At 68.3% G+C, this 24,386-nt stretch carries 26 protein-coding genes; 12 read left to right on the forward strand and 14 right to left on the reverse strand.

The window, feature by feature from the left end; all coding sequences use genetic code 11:
- Nucleotides 1-81: 81 nt before the first annotated feature.
- Together JQX13_RS18985 and JQX13_RS18990 are read right to left on the reverse strand one after the other, a co-directional pair.
- The gene (locus JQX13_RS18985) at nt 82-1,050 is read right to left on the reverse strand and encodes a hypothetical protein (RefSeq protein WP_203410383.1); all 969 of its coding nucleotides are present in this window, start codon (nt 1,048-1,050) and stop codon (nt 82-84) included.
- A 117-nt stretch (nt 1,051-1,167) separates the two neighbouring features.
- Nucleotides 1,168-1,974: an alpha/beta hydrolase family protein gene (locus JQX13_RS18990; RefSeq protein WP_203410384.1), complete on the reverse strand. Its 807-nt coding sequence runs from the start codon at nt 1,972-1,974 to the stop codon at nt 1,168-1,170.
- Nucleotides 1,975-2,118: 144 nt separating this feature from the next.
- Here JQX13_RS18990 and JQX13_RS18995 point away from each other — a divergent pair, with 144 nt between their 5' ends.
- From JQX13_RS18995 to JQX13_RS19020, 6 genes are all read left to right on the forward strand, one after another.
- Nucleotides 2,119-3,708, forward strand: coding sequence for a glucose-6-phosphate isomerase (locus tag JQX13_RS18995; RefSeq protein WP_203410385.1), 1,590 nt, complete (start codon nt 2,119-2,121; stop codon nt 3,706-3,708).
- 238 nt (nt 3,709-3,946) lie between these two features.
- Nucleotides 3,947-4,804, forward strand: coding sequence for a Uma2 family endonuclease (locus JQX13_RS19000; RefSeq protein ID WP_203410386.1), 858 nt, complete (start codon nt 3,947-3,949; stop codon nt 4,802-4,804).
- 98 nt (nt 4,805-4,902) lie between these two features.
- On the forward strand, nt 4,903-6,138 hold the full coding sequence (locus JQX13_RS19005) for a helix-hairpin-helix domain-containing protein (protein WP_203410387.1): 1,236 nt from the start codon (nt 4,903-4,905) through the stop codon (nt 6,136-6,138).
- 133 nt (nt 6,139-6,271) lie between these two features.
- Nucleotides 6,272-6,673, forward strand: a complete 402-nt coding sequence (locus JQX13_RS19010) for a response regulator (protein ID WP_239014868.1) — start codon at nt 6,272-6,274, stop codon at nt 6,671-6,673.
- A 171-nt stretch (nt 6,674-6,844) separates the two neighbouring features.
- Nucleotides 6,845-7,249 carry a response regulator gene (locus JQX13_RS19015; RefSeq protein ID WP_203410389.1) on the forward strand — a complete coding sequence of 135 codons (405 nt, stop codon included), beginning with the start codon at nt 6,845-6,847 and terminating at the stop codon, nt 7,247-7,249.
- A 90-nt stretch (nt 7,250-7,339) separates the two neighbouring features.
- Nucleotides 7,340-7,621, forward strand: coding sequence for a hypothetical protein (locus JQX13_RS19020; protein ID WP_203410390.1), 282 nt, complete (start codon nt 7,340-7,342; stop codon nt 7,619-7,621).
- 194 nt (nt 7,622-7,815) lie between these two features.
- On the opposite strand, the gene JQX13_RS19025 is transcribed toward JQX13_RS19020, so the two are convergent.
- Nucleotides 7,816-8,646, reverse strand: coding sequence for an alpha/beta fold hydrolase (locus tag JQX13_RS19025; RefSeq protein ID WP_203410391.1), 831 nt, complete (start codon nt 8,644-8,646; stop codon nt 7,816-7,818).
- Between the two features lie 136 nt (nt 8,647-8,782).
- The gene (locus tag JQX13_RS19030) at nt 8,783-9,136 is read right to left on the reverse strand and encodes a hypothetical protein (RefSeq protein WP_203410392.1); all 354 of its coding nucleotides are present in this window, start codon (nt 9,134-9,136) and stop codon (nt 8,783-8,785) included.
- Between the two features lie 185 nt (nt 9,137-9,321).
- Here JQX13_RS19030 and JQX13_RS55445 point away from each other — a divergent pair, with 185 nt between their 5' ends.
- Together JQX13_RS55445 and JQX13_RS19040 are read left to right on the forward strand one after the other, a co-directional pair.
- On the forward strand, nt 9,322-10,713 hold the full coding sequence (locus tag JQX13_RS55445; RefSeq protein ID WP_203410393.1) for a hypothetical protein: 1,392 nt from the start codon (nt 9,322-9,324) through the stop codon (nt 10,711-10,713).
- Between the two features lie 243 nt (nt 10,714-10,956).
- Entirely contained in the window at nt 10,957-12,561 is a 1,605-nt protein-coding gene (locus JQX13_RS19040; RefSeq protein WP_343211104.1) for a CotH kinase family protein, read from the forward strand.
- Between the two features lie 3 nt (nt 12,562-12,564).
- On the opposite strand, the gene gloA is transcribed toward JQX13_RS19040, so the two are convergent.
- Nucleotides 12,565-12,951: a lactoylglutathione lyase gene (gloA, locus tag JQX13_RS19045; RefSeq protein ID WP_203410395.1), complete on the reverse strand. Its 387-nt coding sequence runs from the start codon at nt 12,949-12,951 to the stop codon at nt 12,565-12,567.
- 5 nt (nt 12,952-12,956) lie between these two features.
- A complete protein-coding gene (locus tag JQX13_RS19050; protein WP_203410396.1) occupies nt 12,957-13,700 on the reverse strand; it encodes a hypothetical protein in 744 nt (247 codons plus the stop codon).
- A 143-nt stretch (nt 13,701-13,843) separates the two neighbouring features.
- Here JQX13_RS19050 and JQX13_RS19055 point away from each other — a divergent pair, with 143 nt between their 5' ends.
- On the forward strand, nt 13,844-14,326 hold the full coding sequence (locus tag JQX13_RS19055) for a RebB family R body protein (RefSeq protein ID WP_203410397.1): 483 nt from the start codon (nt 13,844-13,846) through the stop codon (nt 14,324-14,326).
- 269 nt (nt 14,327-14,595) lie between these two features.
- On the opposite strand, the gene JQX13_RS19060 is transcribed toward JQX13_RS19055, so the two are convergent.
- From JQX13_RS19060 to sitA6, 3 genes are read right to left on the reverse strand one after another with little or no spacing between them, the layout of a single operon-like run.
- On the reverse strand, nt 14,596-15,180 hold the full coding sequence (locus JQX13_RS19060) for a glutathione peroxidase (protein ID WP_239014870.1): 585 nt from the start codon (nt 15,178-15,180) through the stop codon (nt 14,596-14,598).
- Entirely contained in the window at nt 15,177-15,890 is a 714-nt protein-coding gene (gene sitI6 / locus JQX13_RS19065; RefSeq protein WP_203410398.1) for a SitI6 family double-CXXCG motif immunity protein, read from the reverse strand. Before sitI6 ends, JQX13_RS19060 begins: the two co-directional genes overlap by 4 nt.
- Before the next feature lie 14 nt (nt 15,891-15,904).
- Nucleotides 15,905-16,606 (reverse strand): SitA6 family polymorphic toxin lipoprotein, encoded by a 702-nt coding sequence (gene sitA6, locus JQX13_RS19070; RefSeq protein WP_430384209.1) that lies wholly within the window; start codon nt 16,604-16,606, stop codon nt 15,905-15,907.
- Between the two features lie 352 nt (nt 16,607-16,958).
- Here sitA6 and JQX13_RS19075 point away from each other — a divergent pair, with 352 nt between their 5' ends.
- Nucleotides 16,959-18,257: a CapA family protein gene (locus tag JQX13_RS19075; RefSeq protein ID WP_203410400.1), complete on the forward strand. Its 1,299-nt coding sequence runs from the start codon at nt 16,959-16,961 to the stop codon at nt 18,255-18,257.
- A 78-nt stretch (nt 18,258-18,335) separates the two neighbouring features.
- Here the strand turns inward: JQX13_RS19075 and JQX13_RS19080 are convergent, their stop codons facing one another.
- Entirely contained in the window at nt 18,336-18,740 is a 405-nt protein-coding gene (locus JQX13_RS19080; RefSeq protein ID WP_203410401.1) for a hypothetical protein, read from the reverse strand.
- A gap of 262 nt (nt 18,741-19,002) precedes the next feature.
- Between JQX13_RS19080 and JQX13_RS19085 the strand changes: the two genes are divergently transcribed.
- Nucleotides 19,003-19,404 carry a helix-turn-helix transcriptional regulator gene (locus JQX13_RS19085; protein WP_239014871.1) on the forward strand — a complete coding sequence of 134 codons (402 nt, stop codon included), beginning with the start codon at nt 19,003-19,005 and terminating at the stop codon, nt 19,402-19,404.
- A gap of 54 nt (nt 19,405-19,458) precedes the next feature.
- On the opposite strand, the gene JQX13_RS19090 is transcribed toward JQX13_RS19085, so the two are convergent.
- Both JQX13_RS19090 and JQX13_RS19095 read right to left on the reverse strand, forming a co-directional pair.
- Nucleotides 19,459-20,664, reverse strand: coding sequence for a cysteine desulfurase-like protein (locus JQX13_RS19090; RefSeq protein WP_239014873.1), 1,206 nt, complete (start codon nt 20,662-20,664; stop codon nt 19,459-19,461).
- Between the two features lie 41 nt (nt 20,665-20,705).
- Nucleotides 20,706-21,233 (reverse strand): pyridoxamine 5'-phosphate oxidase family protein, encoded by a 528-nt coding sequence (locus JQX13_RS19095; RefSeq protein WP_203410402.1) that lies wholly within the window; start codon nt 21,231-21,233, stop codon nt 20,706-20,708.
- Nucleotides 21,234-21,617: 384 nt separating this feature from the next.
- Here JQX13_RS19095 and JQX13_RS19100 point away from each other — a divergent pair, with 384 nt between their 5' ends.
- Nucleotides 21,618-21,959, forward strand: a complete 342-nt coding sequence (locus JQX13_RS19100; RefSeq protein WP_239014875.1) for a hypothetical protein — start codon at nt 21,618-21,620, stop codon at nt 21,957-21,959.
- Here JQX13_RS19100 and JQX13_RS56360 read toward each other — a convergent pair.
- On the reverse strand, nt 21,847-22,404 hold the full coding sequence (locus JQX13_RS56360) for a winged helix-turn-helix transcriptional regulator (protein ID WP_275425005.1): 558 nt from the start codon (nt 22,402-22,404) through the stop codon (nt 21,847-21,849). The two genes, JQX13_RS19100 and JQX13_RS56360, sit on opposite strands and share 113 nt — an antisense overlap.
- A gap of 38 nt (nt 22,405-22,442) precedes the next feature.
- A complete protein-coding gene (locus tag JQX13_RS19110) occupies nt 22,443-24,344 on the reverse strand; it encodes a glycoside hydrolase family 15 protein (protein WP_203410403.1) in 1,902 nt (633 codons plus the stop codon).
- Between the last annotated feature and the right edge of the window lie 42 nt (nt 24,345-24,386).

The raw sequence follows: 24,386 nt of genomic DNA on the forward strand, positions 1-24,386 counted from the left end.
CATTCGAAGGTGTGCGCCTGTTCGAGCGAAAACCTGGCGCGGCTCGTACCTTGAACTCAATGCCTCGGAGAGAGACGACTGTCATAAATCTTCGCAATGAAGGTATGGCGATGTCGGGAAGTAGGACTCGCACTCGGTGGATGGGGTCGGCATCTCCGCGGCTTCATCGGAGCAGTGTTTGACCAGGGGGCCGGCAGTGGTATGGCTGTTGCCCAGACAGAGATGACCGGGCATGCAAATGCCGTTGCAGTAGCGGTAGCAGGTATAGGTTTGGGTTGGCGTGCACTGCTCCGGCCAATACTTGTCAAACTCCGTCACATATACGTCACGCCATTCCGCCGTTGAGTGCGGTATCAGTAGAATACCGCGATACGCGACTCCGTCGTGGGTCGCCTCATGGAACGTTGGCAGGCCACCGGCATAGCCTCGTGCCGTGGCATAGTCATGGGCTGCCGTCATCATCTCGCGCACGTTGGCTACGCTGAAGCTGTAGTTACGAAGCTGGTTCGTGGGCACGTCCACCCAACTGACAGATCCGGGACGGAAGAAGTACACGCCTCGTACTTCACCCTGCTCATTTGTCCCTCTATGAAAGGTCGGAAGCCCTCCGGCGAACCCATGGTTGTACGCGTAATCCGTCGCTCGCTTGAACATCTCCGGGATGTCGTCTATGTCTGCATTTCCCAGCTCGGACAGGGGCACGTCACGCCACTCCACGGCATGGGAATTGATATTGATGAGGATGGTCCCAAGAAGGAGACCCGAGCCGTAGTCCGCGTAGTGGTAGTTGTTGAATCCGGCGGCGAATCCGTTCGCATAGGAATACTCAGTCACGCGACGCCAGCGAAGCGACGGTCTCAGAGTATCGATCAACTCCACCTCACTCTGTGTGGGGCCGGACAGCTGTTGTTCGAGCGCGTCCGAATCCGACGCCAACGAAGGCGCCAGTTCCGGGTCCGCCGGGCCACAAGCAGTCACCGCGGCAGCCGCCAGCAACATCATCAAGCGCAGCGAACCCACTGCATTATTCCTGAACATCACTTCCTTCACGAAATACTCCTTGGATGCCGGTTTGGTCCGCTTTGGAATTGCGCAGGACGTCCCCGGGGCGGGGCCTCTTAGCAATCCAAGAGCATACATTCCAGCCAGAACCGCCTGGCCCCGGAGTCACAGGAGGGAAGCCACCGCCTCCAGGACTCGTGGCCACTCCTGTGCACGCGGGTCGATGACCTCGAAGTGCTCCGCTCCAGGTAGGCTCACGAGTTGGACGAAGTCACCGAGCGCGGAGGCCCGGGCGTGATACCCGGTGCTGATGCTGAACGGAACGGTGGTGTCCTCGGTTCCATGCACCAGCACCTGCTTCACCCCGAGGGGTAGCAACGCGGCGGGTGACGCGAGCGCATACCGCTCGGGGACCTGCTCGGGAGAGCCGCCGAGGAACGACTCGACGATGCCGTCCCCGAGGCGCAGGGCGGCAGCGCGCTCCAGGTCCGCCACGCCCGCGAGCGACACCGCGCCGCGGAGCTCGAGGGGCTTCTCGACGTACAGGGGCAGCCCGGGCTTTAGCCGCCCGCGCCCCGCGAGCCACAGCGCCAGGTGTCCCCCGGCCGAGTGCCCCAGGGTGATCACGCGCTCGAGGTTCAGCGGGTACCTGGCCGACAGGGAACGGAGATGGTCCGTGCCCCGAGCCACGTCCTCGAAGGTGCCTGTCCAACCACCGCCCGGGTGGCCCACGCGCCGGTATTCGAGGCTCCAGGTGGCGTAGCCCCGCTGCGTGAGGTCCGCGCACAGGTGGCCCACGTGCTCGAGGTCATACTTCGCCCGCCAGAAGCCGCCGTGCACCACCACGACGACCGGGTGCGGACCCTCTCCGGGAGGCAGGCGCAGGTCTCCGAACTGGTGGGGACCATCACCATAGGGAATGCGCAGGTCGGCGGGCGGAGCGGGCGTCTCGAGCATCCAGGGCTGGCTCATGGCGGGGGGATGATGGGGTGGGGCCGGCGCGTGTATCAAGCTGAGTGTCATTCCCCGGGCGTGGCGCGCATCAAACCCATTTCCCCGCCCCCGGCATGGCGGTAGGAACGGGCGGCACAAGGAACTCCAGAAGAGGGAGACGAGATGAGCGAGCGCCAACTGTGGGAGCGCTACAAGAAGTACCTGTGTGGAGTGGAGTCGGTCGGGCTGACGCTCGATGTGTCGCGGATGAACTTCGCCGATGACTTCTTCGAGCGGATGCGCGGCCCGATGGAGAAGGCCTTCGACGCGATGGAGGCCCTGGAGAAGGGAGCCATCGCCAACCCCGACGAGAAGCGGATGGTGGGGCACTACTGGCTGCGAGCCCCCGAGCGCGCGCCGGAGCCGGGCATCACGAAGGAGGTCCAGGACACGGTGGCGGCGGTGCGCTCCTTCGCGGATGACGTGCACGCCGGCCGCGTGAAGCCCCCGAAGGCGGACCGCTTCACTCGCGTGTTGCTGGTGGGCATTGGCGGCTCGGCGCTGGGGCCGCAGCTCGTGGCGGACGCGCTCGGCACGGCGGCGGACCGGATGCAGGTGTTCTTCTTCGACAACACGGATCCGGACGGGATGGACCGGGTGCTGGCGCAGCTCGGGGACAAGCTCTCCGAGACGCTGACCGTGGTCATCAGCAAGTCGGGCGGAACGAAGGAGACGCGCAACGGCATGGTGGAGGCCGAGCGCGCGTACCAGCAGAAGGGCCTGGACTTCGGCCGGCATGCGGTGGCGGTGACGGGCGAGGGCAGCGAGCTGGACCGGTACGCGAAGAAGGGCAACTGGCTGAAGACGTTCCCCATGTGGGACTGGGTTGGCGGACGGACCTCGGTGCTGTCGGCGGTGGGCCTGCTGCCGGCGCGGCTGCAGGGGCTGGACATCGACGGGATGCTGGCGGGGGCGCGTGACATGGACGTGGCGACGCGCGAGCGGGACGCGCTGCGCAACCCGGCGGCGCTGATGGCGCTCATGTGGTTCCACGCGGGCAACGGGCGCGGCGCGAAGGACATGGTCATCCTGCCGTACAAGGATCGGCTGATGCTGCTGTCGCGCTACCTCCAGCAGCTCGTGATGGAGTCGCTGGGCAAGGAGAAGGACCTGGACGGCAAGGAGGTGAACCAGGGCATCGCCGTCTACGGCAACAAGGGCTCCACGGACCAGCACGCGTACGTGCAGCAGCTGCGCGAGGGCGTGAACAACTTCTTCGCCACCTTCCTGGAGGTGCTGAAGGACCGGGACGGCGAGTCGATGCAGGTGGAGCCGGACATCACGAGCGGGGACTACCTGCTGGGCTTCTTCCTGGGCACGCGCAAGGCGTTGTTCGAGAAGGGCCGCGAGTCGATGACGCTCTCGGTGCCGGACGTGAGCGCGCGCACGCTGGGAGCGCTGATCGCTTTGTACGAGCGGGCGGTGGGTTTCTACGCGACGCTGGTGAACATCAACGCGTACCACCAGCCGGGTGTGGAGGCGGGGAAGAAGGCGGCGGGGGTGGTGCTGGAACTGCAGCGCAAGGTGCTCGCGAAGCTGCGCGAGGACAAGGCGAAGGGCCATACCGCCGAGGAGATGGCCACGACCGTGGGCGCGCCGGACGAGGTGGAGACGGTGTTCAAGGTGCTGGAGCACCTGGCCGCCAACACGACGCACGGTGTGAAGCGCGAGCAGGGTGCCACCCGCTTCGACACGCGCTTCCGCGCGGGCTGATCCGCGGAGGTTGCCCCTTGTCCCCTGGAGGTCCGGTGTCAGGGCCTCCAGGGGACGACCCCACGTTCGCGTGCATCCGCGAAATGGGACGCCCCCTCCATCTCATGAGCGGTGGTGCGCGAGCCGTCTGGCCTCCGTGCACTCGGGGCCATGCCTTTTGTCCACTCGGCCCGCTCCTTGCTGAGAAGTTGCCTCGGGGAGATTGACCCAAGAGGTCACCCGTCGCAGGCTTGAGTGCATGGGACGGCACAGGAACGAGGATGGGGACGCCTTTCCCCGGGCGCCCACACAAGAGGAGTGGGAGGCGATGGGGCCGGAGGAGCGGGCTCGGGTGGTGGAGTCACTGCCCGGGGAGGTGACGTGGGACGAGATGGCCATGCCGGAGGGCGACCGGCATTTCCAGGCCAAGGTGCGAACGCTGGATGTGCTGCGCGGCTACTTCCGCCATCAGCGACGCAAGGTGTACCTGGGCGCGGAGCTGCCCGTGTACTACCCGGGCGAGCGGCGTTTCGCGCCGGACCTGCTGGCGGTGCTGGAGGTGGAACAGCATGAGCGGGACAAGTGGGTGGTGAGCCACGAGGGTAGGGGGCTGGACTGGGTGATGGAGGTGCACGTGGGCGGCGATCGGAAGAAGGACGCCGAGTACAACGTGGAGCGCTATGCCCGCGTGGGTATCCCCGAGTACTTCATCTACGACCGGTCTCGGCAACGGCTGGAGGTCTACCGGTTGCCGGAGCCCGGGGCGAAGAAGTACGAGCGGGTGGAGGCGAAGGAGGGGCGCTACTCCTCGGAAGTGTTGGGGTTGGAGTTCGAGGTGGTGGGGGAAAAGTTGCAGGTGTGGGCGGGCAACGCGCTGCTGCTGGAATCGGAGGAACTGGTGGCGCGGCTGCAGGAGAAGCTGGAAGCGGTGCAGCAGCGTGCGGATGAGGATGCCCGGCGGTTGGCGGTGGAAACCCGACGGCGAGAAGAGGAAACACGACGGCGAGAAGAGGAAGCACGACGGCGAGAAGAAGAGGTCCGGCGTCGGGAAGAGGCAGAGCGCCGTCTGGCGCAACTCCAGGCCGAACTGGAGCGCCTTCAGCATCGGGGGAAGTGAGCGCTCCCGGGTCTGCCTGCTCCACCGTTCGCTTCAGTTCCCCTGCTCCGTGGGACGACCGACATTGAGTCGGAGGGTCCACCGCGGAGGAGCGCGCCATGGAGAACGCCGAGGTCGTGGCCATGCTCGGGGAGATCGCCGACCTCCTGGAGCTCACGAACGAGAACCCCTTCAAGGTCCGCGCCTACCGGCGCGCGGCGCAGGTGGTGGACACGCTCCCCGTTCCCATCTCCGAGCTGGTGCGCAAGGGAGAGCTCGGTGGCCTGCCCGGTGTAGGAGTCCACACCGCCGAGCGCATCGCCCAGCTCGTCGAGTCGGGCACCTGTGACGTGCTCGAACGTCTGCGCGGCAAGGTTCCCCCGGGCGTCATGGAGTTGCTCCGCGTCGAGAGCGTGGGCCCGAAGACGGCCGCGCTCGTGTGGAAGGGACTGGGCGTCACCTCCGTGGACGCACTCGAGGAGGCCGCGCTCAGCGGTCGTCTGGCCTCATTGCCTCGTATGGGCGCCAGACGCGCGGAGGCCATCGTCTCGGCGATTGCGCGTCACCGCTCCCGTCAGGGGCGAGTCCCTCTGCACCGCGCCCTCCCGTACGCCGAGGACCTCGTGGCGCGCCTGCGCGCGATTCCAGGTGTGAGGCAGGCCATCGCCGCGGGCAGTCTGCGGCGCCACAAGGAGACGGTGGGGGACCTGGATCTGCTCGTGTCCTCGACGGACCCCGAGCGCGTGGTGAGCGCCTTCCCGAAGCTGCCCGGACGCTGGATGGACCGGGAGCTGCGCGGGCGGCCCCACCTGCTCGCCGGCATCGAGGTGGACATCCTCTCCACTGGCGCGCTGGACCTCGACGCCGGGGTGCTCTCGGAGCTCGACTGCGTGGTGGCCAGCGTGCACTCGCGCTTCAACATGTCCTCGGAGGAGATGACGGAGCGCATCGTTCGCGCGCTGCGCAGCGGACTCGTGCACGTGCTGGGACACCCGAGTGGGCGGCTCATCGGGAGCAGGGACCCCTACCCGTATGACCTCGAGCGGGTGCTGGAGGTGGCGCGCGAGGAGGGCGTGGCGCTGGAGGTGAACGCGCAGCCCGAGCGGCTCGACCTGACGGACGCGGCGTGCCGGCGGGCGAAGGAGGCGGGGGTGAAGCTCGTCATCTCCAGTGACTCACACAACGCGCAACACCTGGACAACCTGCGCCACGGTGTCTGGGTGGCGCGGCGGGGTTGGCTGGAGGCGGAGGATGTGCTCAACACCCTGCCGCTGTCCGAGCTTCGGCGTCATTTCCGCCGCTCGCGCCGCGTGTCCTCCTCCTGGACGAGCGAGGCTCCTGGACTCTCTCCTTGAGCCAGACATTCAGACATGGGAGGCGGCGTCAATCACCCCCCGGTGCCATGGATGCGGTCTGGGGATGGGGCATTGTAGCGAGGTGGATGGACTCGGGGAATGGAACGAATCCACGCGAAGCGAGGGGGCTCCTGTGACACCTACCGTGCTACTCGTCGAGGACAGCAACACCATCCGGCACATCCTCAAGGTCTATCTGATGAAGTTGAAGTTGAACTTCCTCGATGCGGACCGGGCCGAGCGGGGGCTGGAGTTGCTGCAGACGCATCTGGTGCATCTCGTCATCGCGGACGTCAACATGCCGGGGGGAATGGATGGGCTGGAGTTCGTGCGCCAGGTGCGCTCGAGTGCGCGCGAGCCGATGCGGCGGCTGCCCATCGTACTGCTCACCGGTGGCAAGGATCCGGACCTCGAGGCCAGGGGGCTGCAGGCCGGTGCCTCCGAGTTCGTGCGCAAGCCCGTCTCCATCGATGCGCTCGCCTCCGTGGTGCGCCGGCAGCTCGGATTGCCCGCGGGGGTGGAGCTCGTCGCCTGATCCACCGCAGTCGGGTGTTGAACATGCTCCTGCTTTCATCCGCTTGGTCTGTTCAATGTTGATCGCGCGGGTGCCCGCGGCGAATGACCTCGGGTCGACACACGTGGGAGCTTCCGGAATCCTTTCTTCCACGGCTTCCCGTTTGTGGCTGGATTCGCCGAGGGGAATTCAATGAAGCGCACCGTGCTGCTCGTCGATGACAGCGACACCATCCGGCACATCATCAAGGTCTACTTGATGAAGTTGAAGCAGGTGGAGTTCCTCGACGCGGACCGTTCCGATCGGGGATTGAAGTTGCTGGGAGCGAATCCCGTGGACCTCGTCATCGCGGACTTCAACATGCCGGGGATGAATGGGCTGGAGTTCGTGCGCGAGGTGCGCTCGGACAAACGGCACGAGGTGAGCCGCGTGCCGCTCGTGCTGCTCACCGGTGGCAAGGCGCCGGACCTCGAGAAACGTGCGCTGGAGTCGGGGGTCTCCGAGTTCGTGCGCAAGCCCATCTCCAGCGCGGCGCTCACGGCCGTGGCGCGCCGGCACCTCGGGTTGCCCGAGGACGTGGACGACCTCGTCGCCTGAGCCGCGCGCCTCGCGAGTGAGCTGTCCGCCGAGGCGTGTGGAGGGCGTATGCTCTCGCGGGTGGAGGGCTCATTCAGGAGGAAGCCGGGAATGCAGCTTCGGAGGATGACGAGGGTGCTCGTCGTGCTGGGGGCGATGGGCCTGGCGCTGACGGCCTGCAAGGGAGGAATCGACCTGTCGTGCTCGGTGGACAAGGACTGTCTGGAGTCCGAGCTCTGCCATCCGGACGACAAGGTGTGCATGCAGCTCTGCAGATCGACCGATGATTGCCCCGAGTCCGCCGATACCTGCGAGGCATTGACGGACACGAACGCCTCGAGGGTCTGCAAGTGCAAGAATCCAGAAGGGTGTAGAGGCGGAACGAGCCCGTAGTGGCTCGAGGCCGCGCGACAGCGAGCCCTCCGGCCAGGGCGAGCGCGGGACGGCGGACTCCCGAGGCAACTCGGTGGGACGGCGGCATGGGGGTTTTCCTGAGAGGAAGGGTCGCGGCGGGGGTGTCACCTCGCCGCGCCCGGGCCCATGATACCGCCAGGTGAGGAGTGCCCTGGGAGTCCCCCCTGGCTGCCTCAGGGGGCGCCCGGGGAGCTCCGAGCGAGGAGGAAGTCGAGGACGATGCGGTTGAAGTCCTCGGGGCGCTCGAGGTTGGGCAGGTGTCCCACGCCCGGGAGGGTGACGCGGGTGAGGGCGGGCACGCGCCGCGCCAGCTCCTCCGCGTTCCTCGACATCACCGGGTTGTCCTTGTCCCCCACGACGACGAGCGTGGGCATGAGGAGCTGTTCCAGCCGGCCATATGCCGCGGGCTCCAGGGCCTGGGGGAGGTTGGCGCCGGGTCTCATGCTCGCCAGGTTGTCGAGCGTCCACTGCCGCACCACGGGCGCCAGGTCGGGACGCGCCATGGCGGCGGCGAGGTAGTCGCCGCCGAGCCACGCCTCGACGAGGGCCTGGGGATCCTTCTCCCTCCCCGAGCCCAGGAGGGACATGTACCAGGCGTGCTCCTCGGGAGAGGGCGGGGCGCCATTGATGCCGGGGGCCACGAGGACGAGGCAGGAGACGCGCTCGGGGAAGGCCAGGGCGAAGTCGAGCGCGAAGCGTCCGCCGAGCGAGTGGCCGATGACATGGACGCGGTCCATGGAGAAGTGGTCGAGCAGGGCGCGCAGGTCCTCGTAAGGCGCGTAGGGCTGTCCGACGGGGGCCTGCGTCTTGCCGAAGCCACGCAGGTCGTAGCGGAGGGTCGTGAAGTGCCGCGAGAGCGGTCCGGCCTGACCGTCCCACATGCGCAGATCGAGCAGTCCGCCATGGAGCAGCACGACGGGGAATCCATCACCCTGGAGCTCGTAGTGCAGACGAGCCCCGTTCACCGCGGCGAAATCCCGGACGGGAGGAGGAGGGGTGGTCATGGCTGGGGGCCTATGCGTGTCTTGAGCTGGGGCGGAATCGTCTTGGCGTCATACACGAGATGAACCCGGGACACGGGCACGTCCTGCCCGAAGAGCGGATGGCCAGGGCGGCGTACCTGCACGGTACCTCCGTACTTCATACGGGCTTCGTATGCGTCGGCCCGTGCTTGAGCGCTGATGCCATCCAAACTCCAGCCCTTGAAGTCGCGGCTCTTGTTGCTGAACGTCTCCAGGCGAGTGCCCGGGCGCGCGCCTCGCCGTGCTGCGCATCCGTGTACACCCGCTCCAGGTGCGAAGGCCGCCGCACGAGGAGTACGGCGGAGTCCTCACCCACCAGTCGTCCCCGCGCGTCGCAGTACAGCTCGTAGTCGAAGGGGGGCTCGTCGACGGGCGAAAGGGCTCGGACGTAGGGCTCGTCCTCGGTGCAGCCCATACCCGGAGCGACAAGGGCCAGCACCAGCGGAAAGACGAGCAATCGAAGCCATCTCATCCCTCCATGCTTTCACATCCCTCTCCTCGGGATGTGCGCGTCCATGAGTCAAACCCACTCCCACCCGGAGTGCGGAGGATTGCGCTGATCCAATCGGGGGTTCTTCCGTCAAACAAATCACGAGCGCTCGTACCGGAGCCTGGCCGGAAGGCCGGACGTGGCGCCTCGCGACTGAGGAGACAACCTTGAAGACGACAACGCTTCGCAACCTCTGGGCGGCAGTGGTGGTGCTGGGTCTGGCCACGGGGTGTGGCGGCAACACGGTGCAGGTGAAGGGGCGGGTGACGGACGGCGAAGGCACGCAGCAGCAGGCGCTGGTCTCGGGCGCGGACCGGCTCGGTGGTTCGGGAACGGTGGCGGCGGCGACGCAGGTGCGCGCCAGCACCGTGGGGCAGGATGGCAAACTGACGGTGGTGGCCGAGGGCGAGCTGGAGGCGCAGGGGCGCTACACGCTCGACGTGCCCGCGGGAGAGGAGCGCCTGGTGCTGGAGGCCGTGGACGCCTCGGGCCAGGTGGTGGCCTCGGCGCTGCTCGAGGCGACCGCCGAGGGCCAGGACGCGGTGGCTCCTCCCATGGACGGGGAGAGCTCGCTCGAGGCCGAGGTCTTCCTGCAGATGGCGGCGGATGCTCGGGCGGAGACGGTGGACATGGTGGACGTGCGCGCCCGCATCAACGCCAACATGGCGGCGGCGGCGCGGCAGCAGTCCTCCACGAGCGAGGACTTCCGCTCGCGGGTGAAGGCGCTGGCGGATGCGGTGCGCGCGGCGCAGCAGGCGGAGCTGGAGATGTACGCGAAGGCAGGCGTGCAGACGAGCCAGTCCGCGCTCTTCCAGCAGGAGCTCGCGGCGGCGGCGGCGCTGAACGTGGCGCTGGACGCGGGCTCCTCGGTGGAGCAGGCCTATGACACGTTCCATGCGGAGCTGCGGGCGGCGGCCGAGCGGCTGGGCGCGAAGGTGGAGGAGCAGGCGCAGGCCGAGCGCGCGGCGAGTGCGTCCTTCCGGGCGACGGTGAAGGCGCGGCTGTCCGCGGAGGACGCGCAGCCGTTGGTGGACGCGGCGCTTCGGGCCTCGGCGGGGCTGGAGGCGCGGGCCTCGGGGGCGGCGCTGTCCGCCATCCTCGCGGCGGCCAACGCGGCGGATGACGTGCAGCAGCAGGCGGTGACGGCGAGCACCACGCTGCGTGCCCAGGTGCGCGCGTCGACGAGCGCCGCGGCGGCGGCGCAGGCCTTCGCGAGCTTCGGTGCGAGCGTGGCGGGAAGCACGAACGTGCAGGCCTCCGTGCTGGGGAACTACCTCGGAGTGAACGCCACCAACCAGCTCGCGGTGAGCACGGCGGTGCAGGCGACGGCGACTGCGGCGGCGACGTTGGATGCGACGTTGGACGCGGCGATCTCGGCGGCGGTGTCGTCGAACGCCGTCGATGTCACGCTGCTGGCCACGAAGACGGCGGAGGCCTACCAGGCCTATGCGACGGCGGTCCGTGCGCAGGCCACCGCGCTGTCCGCCTTCGGCGCGAAGGCCGCGCCCGCGGTGGAGCTGCTGCTGGTGGCCGAGGGCTCCTTCCAGCTCGGTCAGTAGCTCCCCAGACGGGCCGGGACGCACGCCTGCCTGCTCACGGAGCGAGGGCTCCGTGGGCAGGGGGCCGCGACCCGAGGTCCCCTGCCCTCCAGGTCACGAAATGGTTACTCCTCCTCCCACTGCAGGGGAGGGGACATGGATGGGAGGGGGCGGTGGATCCGGCGCACGCTGGCGCTGATGGCGTGTCTCGGGGCGATCGGGTGTGGGTCCTCGGGCGGAACGGGCGACACATCCGGAGCCGGAGTGGACACCGAGACCCCCTCGACTCCGGGAGCACAGACGCCCACGGACGGCACGCCGCCTTCCCCACCCTCGGACGGTTATCAACCTCCGCTCCCACCTGACGCGGGCACGCCAGGGCACGGCGAGGGCACATCGCCTCCGAGGCCTGCTGTCTGCGCGCCCACTGGAGCGGGTCCTCACTGGCTCCAGGAAGGCGAGCCGCTGACGGTCACGCTCCGTTGCGGCACGGGTTACTCGGCGGCGGGGCTGCGCTTCACCGTGTCGCCCCTGCCGGACGGGGCGCGCGTGGACGAGGCGAGCGGCACCTTTACCTGGACACCCGGGAAGGCCCAGGCGGCCGTGTGGTTGCTCACCATCACCGAGCACAGCACGGGCGAGACGGGCACCCTCGAGGTGGGTGTGGCCGACAACTGGCAGGCGCCGGGCAACGTCCGCGAGTTGGATCCATCCACGTACACCGAGGAGTACGGGCTGCCGGTGATGCACCTGTTCTTCGAGGGGCAGCTCACCGCCGGTGGCTACCGCCCGGTGGAGCTCGTCTACCGCGGACACCGCTACACCGCGGAGGCCAAGTACCGCGGGGCCACCTCCAGCATCTTCCCCAAGCGCAACTACACCTTCAAATTCGCAAAGGAAGATCCGTTCAACGAGCCGGAGCTCGCGGGGGGGTTCACCGGCCGGCGCAAGCTGGTGCTCATCACCAGCTTCAATGACAACTCATACATCCGGCCGAGGCTCGCCTTCGAGCTGTGGAACCGGATGTCCCCGGACCACATCCAGGTGAAGACCTTCAGCGCGGTGCTCTACGTGAACGGACGCTTCTGGGGCCTCTTCACCGTGGCGGACCACGTGGACGAGCACCTGATGGAGCGGCACGGCCTCTCCGATGATGGAGACCTCTTCAAGGCGGTGGAGGCGGACGCGAACTTCTCGCGGCTCGACAAGAATGGCGCGCCCAAGGAGCCGCTCCAGCTCGGCTTCGAGAAGAAGGAGGGCAAGCCCAAGGACGGTTGGGTCGGCGCCTATGACACGCTGAACGACCTCATCGCCTTCGTCGCGGACTCGGATGCGCAGACCTTCCGCTCGCGGTGGGGCTCCCGGCTGAACACCCGGGACTACGAGGACTGGTGGATCTTCAATACGGCCATTCTCGGCACGGACTCGAGCGCGAAGAACGCCTACCACTATTATGATCCGGCGACGCGGGCCCCCTGGCGCTTCATCCCGTGGGACCTCGACGCGAGCTTCGGACAGGGCTGGGACACGCGCCGGACCGGGTCCACGGTCCTCACGGACTTCACCGGGGCCAACCACCTCTTCGCCCGCATGCTGGCCGAGCCCACCATCGCCACGCCCATGCGCGAGCGCTACCGGGAGTTGCTGCGCGGCCCGCTGGCGAAGGAGGAGGTGCTGAAGCTCATCGACGGCTACATGCGGGAGATTCACGCCGTGGCCCTGCGCGACGAGGCGCGGTGGCTCCAGCAGTACCGCGCCTTCGAGCGCTGGAGCGACCGGACCGACTTCACCACCCACGAGCAGGAGGTGGAATACCTCCGCCAGTGGGTGGACGAGCGGTGGGAGCTGCTGGAGCGGCAGCTGCCGTAGGGCTCAGGTGCCCTGCTGGATGAGCTCCACCCGGTAGCCGTCCGGGTCCTCGACGAAGGCGATGACCGTGGTGCCGTGCTTCATGGGACCCGGCTCGCGCACCACCTTGCCACCGGCCTTGCGGATGGCGTCGCAGGTGGCGTGGATGTCCGTCACGCCGAGGGCGACGTGGCCGTAGGCGTTGCCCAGCTCGTACTTCGAGGTGTCCCAGTTATGGGTGAGCTCCAGGGCGGGGTGGGTGTCCTCGGGGCCATAGCCCACGAAGGCCAGGGTGAACTTGCCGTCCGGGTAGTCCTTGCGGCGCAGCAGCTGCATTCCGAGGACGCGGGTGTAGAAGTCGAGCGACTTCTCGAGGTCTCCGACGCGGAGCATCGTGTGGAGGATTCGCATGCGCCCTACATAGCGGGCTCATGCGCGGGTGTCTCGGGCTTCCAGGCCTGCAATCGTCGCTGCAGGGCGGTGAGCGCCCAGAGGTCCGCGGGGTTGTCCGGCGCCACGGCCGAGAGGGCGCGCTCCAGGTGGGGCAGGGCGCCTGGCTCGCCCCACTCGGACAACCGGCGAAGGGCGGACAGCGAGGGACCTACTTCGAGTGCGGCCAGCAACGTGTGCACCACGCGGGGACTGCGCTCGCGGCACAGCCGGTCCACCGCCTCGTGCCGCTCCTCGAAGGAGGCGTGAGGGTCCACCAGGACCGCGGAGAGCGCCTGGAACGTCTCCTCCGGCAGCAGGGGCTGGGGCACCGGGGGCGGCCAGTGCTCGAGCGTGATGCCGGTGGCGCCCGCCACGCTGCACTCGCGCTTCACCCCGTCCGCGCCGAACAGCTCGAGCAGCCGTCCCGGGGAGGGCATGCCCGCGTCCAGGACCCGCTGGGCCCGTTCGGCGAGGGTGGCCGAGTGCCCGAGCAGGTGGATGCGCAGCACGGACACCTCTTCCCGTGCGCAGGCCTCCTTCTCCACCCGCTTCCATTTCACGAAGACTTCCGCGAGCCCCCGCCCGTGCACGTACCACCGGTACTCCAGCCACACGGCGCTCAGGCGCTCGTCGAAGCGGGAGTCCTCGGGTTCGTACATCCTGGGCGCACCCTCCCTCACATCCTGGAAGGAGGCGTCCAGCAGCGCCTGCACGTCGCTCAGTCGCATGGGAGTCAGGCGCAGTGTGTCACGCCCGAGCGGTGGAGGAGAAGCGGACCCGGGGACGAGTTGGCTCGACGTGGCCGGGCGGGACGGCTTTACTTCGCACAGGTGGCACGGTGGTGGTGCCCTTCACTCCCAGGAGGAACTCGATGGCGGATGGCGACAACGTGAATCTGGCGACGCTCGGCGCGGAGGCGGAGTTGGTGCGGCTCGGGACGGCGGTGGCCGACGTGCTGGCGAAGCTGAACGATGTCACCGCGCAGCAGCAGCGAAGCATCCTGCAACTCGTCGTGGACTCGCGGATGGCCTGCGAGGCCGTGCGCGGTTCCTCCCCCGAGCCGAAGTCCGCCTCGCTCCCGCCCATCGAGCCGGCGCAGGCCGTGTCCCCGGCGGAGAAGTCCGCGGAGTCCGCCTCGCGGGCCGTCCACCCCGACGAGGTGCGCGCGCGGGCCCTGGCCGCCGTCTACGAGGCGGCGGCGCAGGCGCTCGGCCTGGCGTTCCACAACGCGGTGGCCAATCAGCAGCAGCTCAACGTCCTGGGTCAGGCGGCCTTGAGCCAGTCGGCCGTCCTCGTGCTCTCGGCGGGCTCCTCGAGCGAGTCGTCGCCGGCGGGTGCCCTCAAGGCGGGCTGAGTCGGAGTGGTTACACCCGGGGTCTGGCGAATGGCGTGCGCCGGACCCCGGTGCCGGGCGAGGCCTTCTTCAGGAGATGGACGAGGCGCGGCGCGAGGAGATGTGAGGTGGAGGGCGCTCAGCGCCGGGTGACGGGAGCCGGGGCAGCGCGTGCACCGTGCCGCTCAGTACGTCGTAGTGCGCCGCGCCCAGCAGTGTTCCCACCAGCGCACCGCGGGGCCCGTGGACGGGTGTGTTCGTCCCACGAGGCCCCGGTGGGACGTCCGGGACTACTCGGCGAGCGCCTTGTCGATGGCGGTCTTGAGCTCGGCGCTCTCCGGCGTCACCGAGCTGGGGAAGGCGGCGCGCACCTGGCCGTCCTTGCCGACCAGGTACTTGTGGAAGTTCCACTTGGGCTCGCCGTGCTTGCGCGCGAGGAACTCGTAGATGGGGGACTGGCCCTCGCCCTTGGTCTTCACCTTCTCGAGCATGGGGAAGGTGACCTTGTAGCGGAGCTCGCAGAACTTCGCGATCTGCTCGGCGCTGCCGGGCTCCTGGCCGCCGAAGTCGTTGGAGGGGATGCCGAGCACCACCACGCCCTTGTCCTTGTACTGGCCCCAGAGCTTCTCGAGGCCCGCGTACTGGGGCGTGTAACCGCATTCGGAGGCGGTGTTCACGACGAGCACCACCTTGCCCTTGTACTCGGAGAGGTTCACGGGCTGGCCATTGAGCTGCTTGGACTGCAGGTCATGAAAGGACATCGCACGCTCCGCGGAAACGGCGGCGGTGCCCAGCAGGAGGACCGCCGCGGTGAGGGAAATCATCAGTCGGTTGGACATGCCGCCCCAGATGCCCGAGTCGGCGCCGCGTTTCAACGTGCTTGCAGGGGGAGGAAGGTCACACCGTCGAGTCCCAGGCGCTGGCAGGCTTCCGCGAAGCGCTCGGTGCAGACGATGACGGAGAAGTCCACCAGGCGGAAGATGTTCAGGTGGGCCGGTAGGGTGGTTGCATCCAACAGGAGGTCATCGGGCAGCCTGAGTCCGAAACGGCCACAGCGAGGGCAAGGAGGTTTTCGGTCTGGGGGGAGACAGTCCGGGTGGGCGTGGCCCACGGGCAGGAGCTCCAACTCGAAGAACTCGGGCGATGCCCGCTGGCGGAAGCGCAGTTGGGTCGGGCAACCCTTGAGGTCTCGCAAACCCTCGTTCTTCAGTCTGTCGAGCGCTTCGCGCTGCACGAGCGGCCACCAGGGAGAGTGGACCGCGAGCTGTCCGAAGCGGCCCTGGGCCTTTCCCACGAGCGGGCCAAGGGCGGCACCAGGCTGCAGTAACGCACCTGGAGGTAGGAAGGGACGGACCAGCTCGCACATTCTTTCATATTCATCGATGGGCTCGGCGCGGGCCTCCTCGAAGTCGGCCTGGGCTGTGACCGGGGTGAGGTCCACCGAAGGATACGCTCTGGAATTGTCACCCCAGGTGGCTTTACAGGCAGGGCAACCAAGAACGCCCGGAATCTTCCACCTGTGTGTGGCGTCAATGTCCCCGGTGTAGTCCGACGCCCTGTCCTTCTTGATTCTGAAATATCGCATCGTTGTTCCTCGGCTCAATCCTGGCAGTACGGCACGAGCGGACCATTCACCTTGAACAAGAACATGAGCTCGAATGCGAACCGCCAGATCTCCTTCGTGGTGGCTCCTTGGTTCTGCTCCTGGAACTGACGCCAGGCCTCATTCCACTGGCCACCCGAGGGCCCGCCACTGTGCAGCCATCGGTGGAAGCTCCTGGGGAGGCTGACCGTGAAGGCGTGAATGTCGATGTGCCTGCTCGTGAACCAATCGGCGAGATCCCGGGCCTGAGGGAAGATGTGGTGCTTCTCGAGCGGCTCGGGCGGGAGCATGCACGCGAGCGGGTGCCTCGGCGGATGCGTGCCCTGCTCGCGGGCCTTCCAGTTGTGCCAGGGGATTTCGAAGACGGGTTCTTCGTAGGTGGGCGCGGCCAGGGTGCGTCCCCACCAGCGGCTGGGGCTGCCCACCAGGGGAGGACGCATCGCCTGGGGCATGGGCCCGCGCGCCAGCACCACGGATGGGGACGCGTCCACCTCCACCAGGTTCCGGCAGCGCCACAGGGCGCAGCGTGCCTCGTCGCACAGCGGCACCACGCAGCTCGGGTCCGCACGGGCTTCCTCCCACGAGGACACGGCATCCGGCGCTTCGTCGTCCTCGCGCACGCCTGGCGCTGAAGTGGCACACGCGGCCAGCAGCACGCAGAGGAGCGCGAGCCATCGTGTAGCGGGCAGAAGGCTCAAGCTGAGCAGGTAGAAGCCGAGCACCCGCTGCGTGCCGTGGTCCGCCATGAAGTGCCCCAGCAGCCGCGGGGTGTATACTGCGTGGAGGCCGGAACGAGAGGCTCGCCTGGAGGGAGTTCCAAAGCTTCGCCAGACGCGGTGACATCGATGGTCCTCTGGCGAGGGAGGGCTCCTGCATGGGCCATGTGGGTCCTCTCCACGAGCGTGGAGATGCATGCGGACAGCCGCAAGCCGCTCCCCAGCAACGGAGTCCCCGCACCGGAAGGTCCGCCCGGTGACCCGTACCCTCGGCCATGTCCTCCAGGATATGGGGGACTGTCCTCCAGGCCGCCCGCTCGGCTAGCGTGAGAGCGTGTCCGTCGCTGCGTTCCTGCTCGTTCCGTTGTTGTGTGCCACCCCATCCCAGCGCGTGGAGCTCGTCTTCGGAGGAGATGTCATCCCCCATGGCGAGGTGAAGGAGGCCGCGGCCGACCACGCGCGCGTCGATTCGGGCGATGCCGGCCCGGCCCGCTCGATCAACAACGAGGGCTGGGACCACATCTTCGGTCCCATCTCCAACGCGTTGCGCTCCGCCGACGTCGCGATGGTGAACCTGGAGACGCCCGTCAGTGGGGACCCCCGGGCCTCCACCGCGCCCCTACGCTTCGACGCACCGCCCGCCATGCTGCACGCGCTGGCCGCCGCTGGGGTGGACGTGGTGTCGCTCGCCAACAACCACGCCTTCGACCAGCGCCGCGCGGGCATCCAGGCCACCTGGGCGCACCTGGCCGAGGCGGGCCTCCAGGGTGTCGGCTCGGGTCCCTCCGAGGCCGCGGCGTGGGAGCCCCTCATCCTCGAGAAGCGCGGGATGCGGATCGGCTTCCTGGCCTTCACCCGGTGGCTCAACGGCGCTCGCAATCCGGTGGACCCGGATGTCTCTCCCCATGTCGCCTTCGTGCCCTATCCCTCGAGGTCCGCCAGGCTCGGTCTCGGTCCCGAGTCGGCCGTGGAGCTGGTGCGAGCCGCGGCCCGTCGCTGTGACGCGCTCATCGTCTCCATCCACTGGGGCATCGAGTACTCCCACGCACCGCAACCCGATGACCGCAAGCTGGCCCGGGCCCTCCTGGAGGCCGGAGCGCTCGCCATCATCGGCCACCATCCCCACGTGCTGCAGCCCATCGAGTCGTACCGCACCACCTCCGGGCGCGACACGCTCATCGCCTTCTCCCTGGGCAACCTCATCGCGAACCAGGACCGGCATTTCATCCAGGGCCGTCATATGGAGGAGGACGGCAGGAAGCGGGACTCGATGCTGTTGAAGCTCTCGCTCTCACGTCCCTCTCCGGGTGCGTCCGTGTCGCTGGAGGGCATGTCCGTCCTGCCGGTGTGGATCGAGAACAACCACTACGTCGCGCTCGGCAAGCGCAACGTGCCGCGCCACATCCAGCCCGTGCTGCTCGATGAGGAATTGCAGGCCATCAACGAGCGGCTCCTGGCGATCTCCGCGCGGGCCCTCACCGAGCCACAGGAGGTCCGTCAGGAGCGCACGGCGCTCGAACGCCGGTTGGAGCTGGCGCGGCGCCGGCGCGGACTCATCCTCCAGATCGCACTGCCCGCCGGCTCCGACGTGGGCACGGCGGAGTCCGGGACGCGTCCGGCTGGAGCGGGTTGAGCCCCTCGGGGATTGATACTCCCTCTCCCGAAGGGAGAGGGGAGCGTGCCGCGGTTGTCAGCGCATGTGCCCAGGGGCTCATCTGCCTGAAGCGGATTGGTCCTCGGGCTGCGCGCGCGTGCCCGGTTCCACGGTGTCCTGGTCGGCCTGTCCCTGGTCGGAGTCGAGCCCCTCGTCGTTCACGCCCGGCTGGAGGACGCCCTCATCCTCGTCGAGCACGCCGGTGTCACCCGTGCCGCCGGTGCCGGGCTCGTTCGTCATGCCCTCGGTGCCGCCGGTGCCAGCGCCGCCGGTGCCGGGCTCGTCGAGCGTGTCCTGGTCCTCGGTGGTCGTGTCGGTGTTCTCCTGGGTGGTCTCCTCCTGCTGCTGCTGGAGGAGATCCTGCGGACGTGCCTCGGCGCGCTGGCTTCCAACGGTGCCCAGCGCCAGGGCCGCCGCGAACAGTCCCGCCAGGGTGAGACGCGTCTTCATTTTTCCGGCCATCGTTTCATCTCCGTCGGTTGGGGTGTCAGCTGCTTGACCCCGAACGTGGGCACGCGGGCTCCGACCCCGCAGGAGGCGCCTGCTCACCCGAACCCTCTCCGTCCCCTCGGGCGGCGAGGGGGACTCCCGAGGTCATGGGGAATACATGGTGGAGGGGACCGGAGCGGTGGGGCTTCCGAGTGGGAGGGGATTCCGCAAGTCCCTAGGCGCGGGTTGGCCTCTCGGGTAATGTCCTCCAACGTCTCTTTGGACGTCAGGCACCATGGCATCGAAACGTACCCCTCCCCCCACTTCGCAGCAGCGCATGGACGACAAGCTGGCTCTGGCCCTGGGAGCGGCGGCACGTGCCGCCCGGCTGCGCGCGGGGCTCACCCAGGCGGAGGCGGCCGAGAAGGTCGGCCTGGCCCCGGGCGTCTACGGTCGCATCGAGCGTGGAGGAATGATGCCCAGCGTCCCCACGCTGCGCCGTCTGAGCATCGTCCTGAAGATTCCCTCGGACACGCTGCTGAGCCTGAGTCACTCGGAGGTGACGGCCTGGGTGGACTCGCTACCGCCCCGGGAGGAGCGCTCCCCGGATCTGCGGCGGCTCGCGCGCTCGTTGCGCAACCTGTCCCCGGCCCAGCTCAAGGTGCTCAACATCATCGCCACCGCGCTCACGCGCTGAGCCAGGTCGGGAAGGCCATCCCGACCCGATGGGGCAGGTTGGCCCGTTTCCAGCTCAGGGCAGGGTGTCCAGTCCGGCGAGGAGCCGGTCCACGTCCTCGAGCGTGTTGTAGTGCAGCAGCGAGACGCGCACCGCGCCCTCGGGCATGAGGCCCAGCCCCTGCATGGCCAGGGTGGCGTAGTAGTGGCCCGCGGCCACGCCCACCTCGTGGCGGGCCAGGTGCTCGGCGACGGCGCGCGGCGCGAGTCCCGGCACGTTGAAGCAGAAGGTGGCCACCCTTCCCCGCGGCTCGGGGATGCCGTACAGCCGCACGCGCGGGTGGGTGCGCAGCCGCTCCAGTGTGGACTCCAGCAGCGGGCGCTCGAGCGACTCGATGCGACGGAAGGCCTGCTCCAGCCCCGCGCGCCCGGGCTGCCCGCCGCCGAGCACCTCGCGCACGTAGCGCAGCGACCCCAGCCAGCCGGCGAGGCCCTCGTGGTTGGCGGTGCCGGGCTCGAACTTCTGCGGGCTGTCCTCGGGCACGAACCACAGCTTGTCCGCGGGCAGTGTGGGCAGCAGCTCGCGGCGCACGTACAGGCAGCCCAGGTGGGGGCCGAAGACCTTGTAGGGAGAGAACGTCGCGAAGTCCGCGCCCCAGGCCTTCACGTCGGGCAGCAGGTGCGGGCTAGAGTGCACCGCGTCGACGATGAGCCACGCCCCCACGGAGTGGGCGAGCTCTCCAGCGGCGGCCACGTCGGGCGTGGTACCCACGGAGTTGGCGGCGGCGGTGACGGCGACGAGCCGGGTACGCGGGGTGAGCAGCGGGCGCAGGTCGGCCGGCTCCAGGCGTCCCTCGGGCCAGCGCGCGCGCCACACCTTCACCACCGCGCCCTGGGCCTCCAGCCAGCGCCAGGGACTGGCGTTGGACTCGTGCTCCAGCTCCGAGATGATGACTTCATCGCCGGGCTGGAACAGGCGCGAGAAGGCGCGCGAGAGCTGGAAGGTGAGGGCGGTCGCGCTGGTGCCCAGCATGACCTCCTCGGGCTGGCAGTGGAGGAACTCGGCGGTGGCGGCGCGGGCCTGGGCCTTCACCTCGGTGGCGCGCACGGAGGCGGCGTAGGGTTGGCCCACGTTGCAGCTCCCACTGGCGAGGAACTGGGTGAGGGCGTCGATGGCGTGGGTGGGCACCTGGGCCCCCGCGGCGTTGTCGAGGTAGCTGAAACCCGACCGCAGGGCGGGGAAGTGCTCGGCGAAGGTGGAGGTCATGACGCCGCGCAGCATAGCGCGAAAGACCTCCACCCGCCGGGAGCGACGGGGCCGCGTCAGTGCAGCGCGGGGCCGGACTCGTCGAGGTTCACCTTCTCGTTCTCACCCGGGCGGAACTGCTCGCCGGTGAGGACGCTCTTCACGAAGCCCACGAGCTGCACCATGCGCTTGTTGGGCGTGTCCCAGTACTCGGCCTTGTTCACCGTCACGCACAGCAGCGCGAGCTCGGGGTCATCCACGCCCAGGGGGAACCAGGCCTTGAGGGTGGGGTTCCACAGCTCGCGGGCCTTGTCCTTGTCGAGCACCAGCCGCGCCATGCCACTCACCGACACATAGCGATCCTTGCCGGGCTCCGAATAGGAGAGGTTGACGTGGTGGTCTCGCTCCACCTCGTCCACCTTGGGCGAGTGCTCGCGGGTGAAGAACCACAGCTCCCCATCGAAGTCCCGGTCGTGCGTCCACATGGGACGGCTGCGCAGGGTGCCGTCCTCCTCCACCGTCGTCATCATCGCGACCTTGATGCCGTGGATGAGCTCGCCCAGATGCGCGATGGGATTCTTCTTCTCCGTCTTCTTCGTGGCCATGCCTGCCTCCCGGCCCTTCACGGTAAGCAGGGGGAATGGGCGTGGCACGTGCGCGGATGTCGCTCCCTCGTCCGCCCGCTCGTAAGGGGTGATGCCGTGTCCAACGTTCACGTAGAGACATTGGCGTGTTGCGTCCAAAGCAACACACTGAACTTCCGTGTGCTGTCTGGGAGATGCTGTTCTCAGACTCTGAGAGTCGCACTCTTCACCAATGAGAGTCGTTACAGGATTGCACCTGTACGCGGAGTATTGGGGCCCTCTTTCTTGTCGTGGTGTCACGCCTCTTCTTTCTCTGCGTGACTGTGCAGCCGCATCTTCGCCATGTACCGTGTGACAGTCTGTTCTTCGCGGCTCAGGCCGCAATCTCGGACAACAGGGGGCTGTATGGCTGGCATCCTCGGTATGGAGGGCCTGTCCACGGCGCAAGTCGAGGATGAGCTGCGCCGCGGCGGCAGGTTCGTGGTCTTCGAGTACTGCGTCTCCTTCTTCGTCACGACCACGAAACGCTCGTCGGACGTGTACTTCGTCCGGGCGGGACAGGGCACGTTCATCTTGAGTCTGGGCTACACCCTGCTCTCACTGCTCCTCGGCTGGTGGGGGCTGCCCTGGGGCTTCATCTACACACCCCGGTGCCTCGCCACGAACCTGCAGGGGGGCAAGGACGTGACGGAGATGGTGGTGCTCTCGCTGCTGGCGCCCCGGTACGATCCAAGCCTGGGGTACTAGTCCCCGCGGGGAGCGTCATCCAGGGAGGGTGGCCCGGCGACGTCCAGGGGACACGGGCTGCTTCGCGCGAGGTGGCGGGCGCTGTGCCCCGCTCGGCTTCACCCGCCTCCGTTCGCAGGCGCTGCTCCTGGCGGCGGCCCCACTCGAGCATGAGGCGGATGATGGGCCCGAGACTCCTACCGAGCTCGGTGAGGGAGTACTCCACCTTGGGTGGCACCTGAGGGTAGACCTCCCGGTGAACCACCCCGTCCGCCTCGAGCTCGCGCAGCTGGTTGGTGAGCATCTGTAGCGTGATCCGCGGCATGAGCCGCTGGAACTCGCCGAAGCGCAGCGTCTCGCTCTCGAGCAGGTGGTAGAGGATGACGCCCTTCCACTTCCCACCGATGACATCCAGGGTCAGCTCCACCGGACACTCGAAGTCCGAGGGCTCGCGCTGTTTCTTCATGCGTCACCCATACTCTGCTTTTGATGACTATAGCGGGGCTAGAGCGCGGCCTCCCACGAGAAGTGGGACATGAACATGGAGCGCCGGCCGAGGTGGTAGGTGAGCGCGAAGTCCGCGTAGTCGTACGCCCCCGCCCGAGGCAGCTGGAAGCTCCGGCCCGCGGAGAGCTGCGCGCAGGAGGCGACCAGCGCCATGTGCGTGAAGGCCTGCGGGAAGTTGCCCAGCGCCTCGCCCGTACCCGGCACCGCCTCCTCCGCGTAGAGGCCCACATCGTTGGACAGGCTCAGCAGGTGCCGCAGCAGATCCTCCGCTTCCCCCGTCCTGCCCGAGTGCACCAGCACGTCGTGCAGCCAGAAGGAGCACAGGAGGAAGGTGCCCTCTCCGCCGCTCAATCCGTCCGGAGCGTGGTAGCGGAAGAGCAGCCCGTCCTTCTCCAGCCGTTTGCGCACCTCCTTCACGGTGCGGCTCACCAGCGGGTGGGCCGAGGGCAGGAAGCCCAACGCGGGGAGCTGCAGCACCGAGGCATCCGGTGTGTCCGAGCCCACCGATTGGGAGAACCACCCGAGGCGCGTCCCCTCCTTCAGGAGGTACTCGCGTAGCAGCGCGCGCTCGCGGGCCCAGACGCCCACGGGGGCGGGGAGCCGCCGCGTTCGAGCGATGCGGATGGCCCTGTCCAACGCCACCCAGCACAGCAGCTTCGAGTGGATGAAGTGCCGGGGTTCGTCCCTTATCTCCCACAGTCCCTGGTCCGGCTGACGCCAGCGCACGCATACGTCATCCACCAGCCCGCGCAGGAAGTCCCAGTGCCGCTGTGACATCCTTCCGCCCATCTTCGAGAAGAGCCACGCCCCCTCGAGTAGCTCCCCGAAGACGTCGAGCTGGAGCTGCTTCACCGCTCCGTTGCCGGCCCGCACGGGCCGCGAGCCCTGGTGGCCCTCCAGGTGGGGCAGCTCCACCTCGGGCAGATGCCGGTGGCCGCGGATGCTGTACATGATTTGAACGTCCTCGGCCCGGCCCGCGCTGGTGCGCTCCAGCCAGCGCTGGAAGGCGAGTGTCTCCTCCTGGTAGCCCAGCAGCATCAGTGAGTTGAGCGTGAGCGTGGTGTCCCGCAGCCAGGTGTAGCGGTAGTCCCAGTTGCGCACGCCGCCGGGCTCCTCGGGGAGGGACGTGGTGGGGGCGGCCACGATGGCGCCCGAGGGCGCGTACGTGAGCGCCTTGAGCACCAGCGCCGAGCGGCGCACCTCGCGGGTGTACTCGCCCTCGTAGGCGCAGTGGGAGATCCAATCGCGCCAGAAGAACACCGTGTCCTCCAGCCGCCGGCGCAGCGTCGCCAGGTCCGGCATCTCCGCCGGAGTGCGCTCGACGAGCGAGGGAGTCCACGCCGCCTCCACCCAGGCCTCGTCCCCGGCACGCATGCGCCAGCGCGCGCGCAGGGCGTTGTCGTGCGCCGTCAGCGGGCGCGTGGCCGTCACCCACAGCGCATCCGCGCCGCCCACCAGTTCGGCCGTATGGGGTGAGGTGAGGCGGATGCGCGGAACGAAGGCCCCGTACTCGAAGCGAGGCGCCATCACCACGCGTGCGTGCACCTCCCCGCTCGTGCAGCGCAGCCGTCGCAACAACGAGTGCCGGGTTCCCACGCGGGAGCTGCGGGCCAGGCCGGTGCGGATGGGCATGCAGTCCGTCACCTCCAGCACGCCGGTGGGCGTGGTGAAGGTGGTGATGAGCACGTTGGTGTCGTCGATGTACCGGCGCTTGGACTGGAAGGGACCATCGGGGCTCACCCGGAAGGAGCCGCCCCGTCGCACGTCCAGGATGCGGCAGAACACCGCGGCCGAGTCGAAGCGGGGGAAGCAGGCCCAGTCGATGGAGCCATCACGGCCCACCAGGGCCGCCGAGTGGCAGTCGCCCAGGAGGGCGTAGTCGTCGATACGCTGCCGCATGGAGTCTCCCGGAGGCCGTTCCAATCCCTGGGGCCTCTCCCG

Source organism: Archangium violaceum, from assembly GCF_016859125.1.
Taxonomy (GTDB): Bacteria; Myxococcota; Myxococcia; order Myxococcales; family Myxococcaceae; genus Archangium; species Archangium violaceum_A.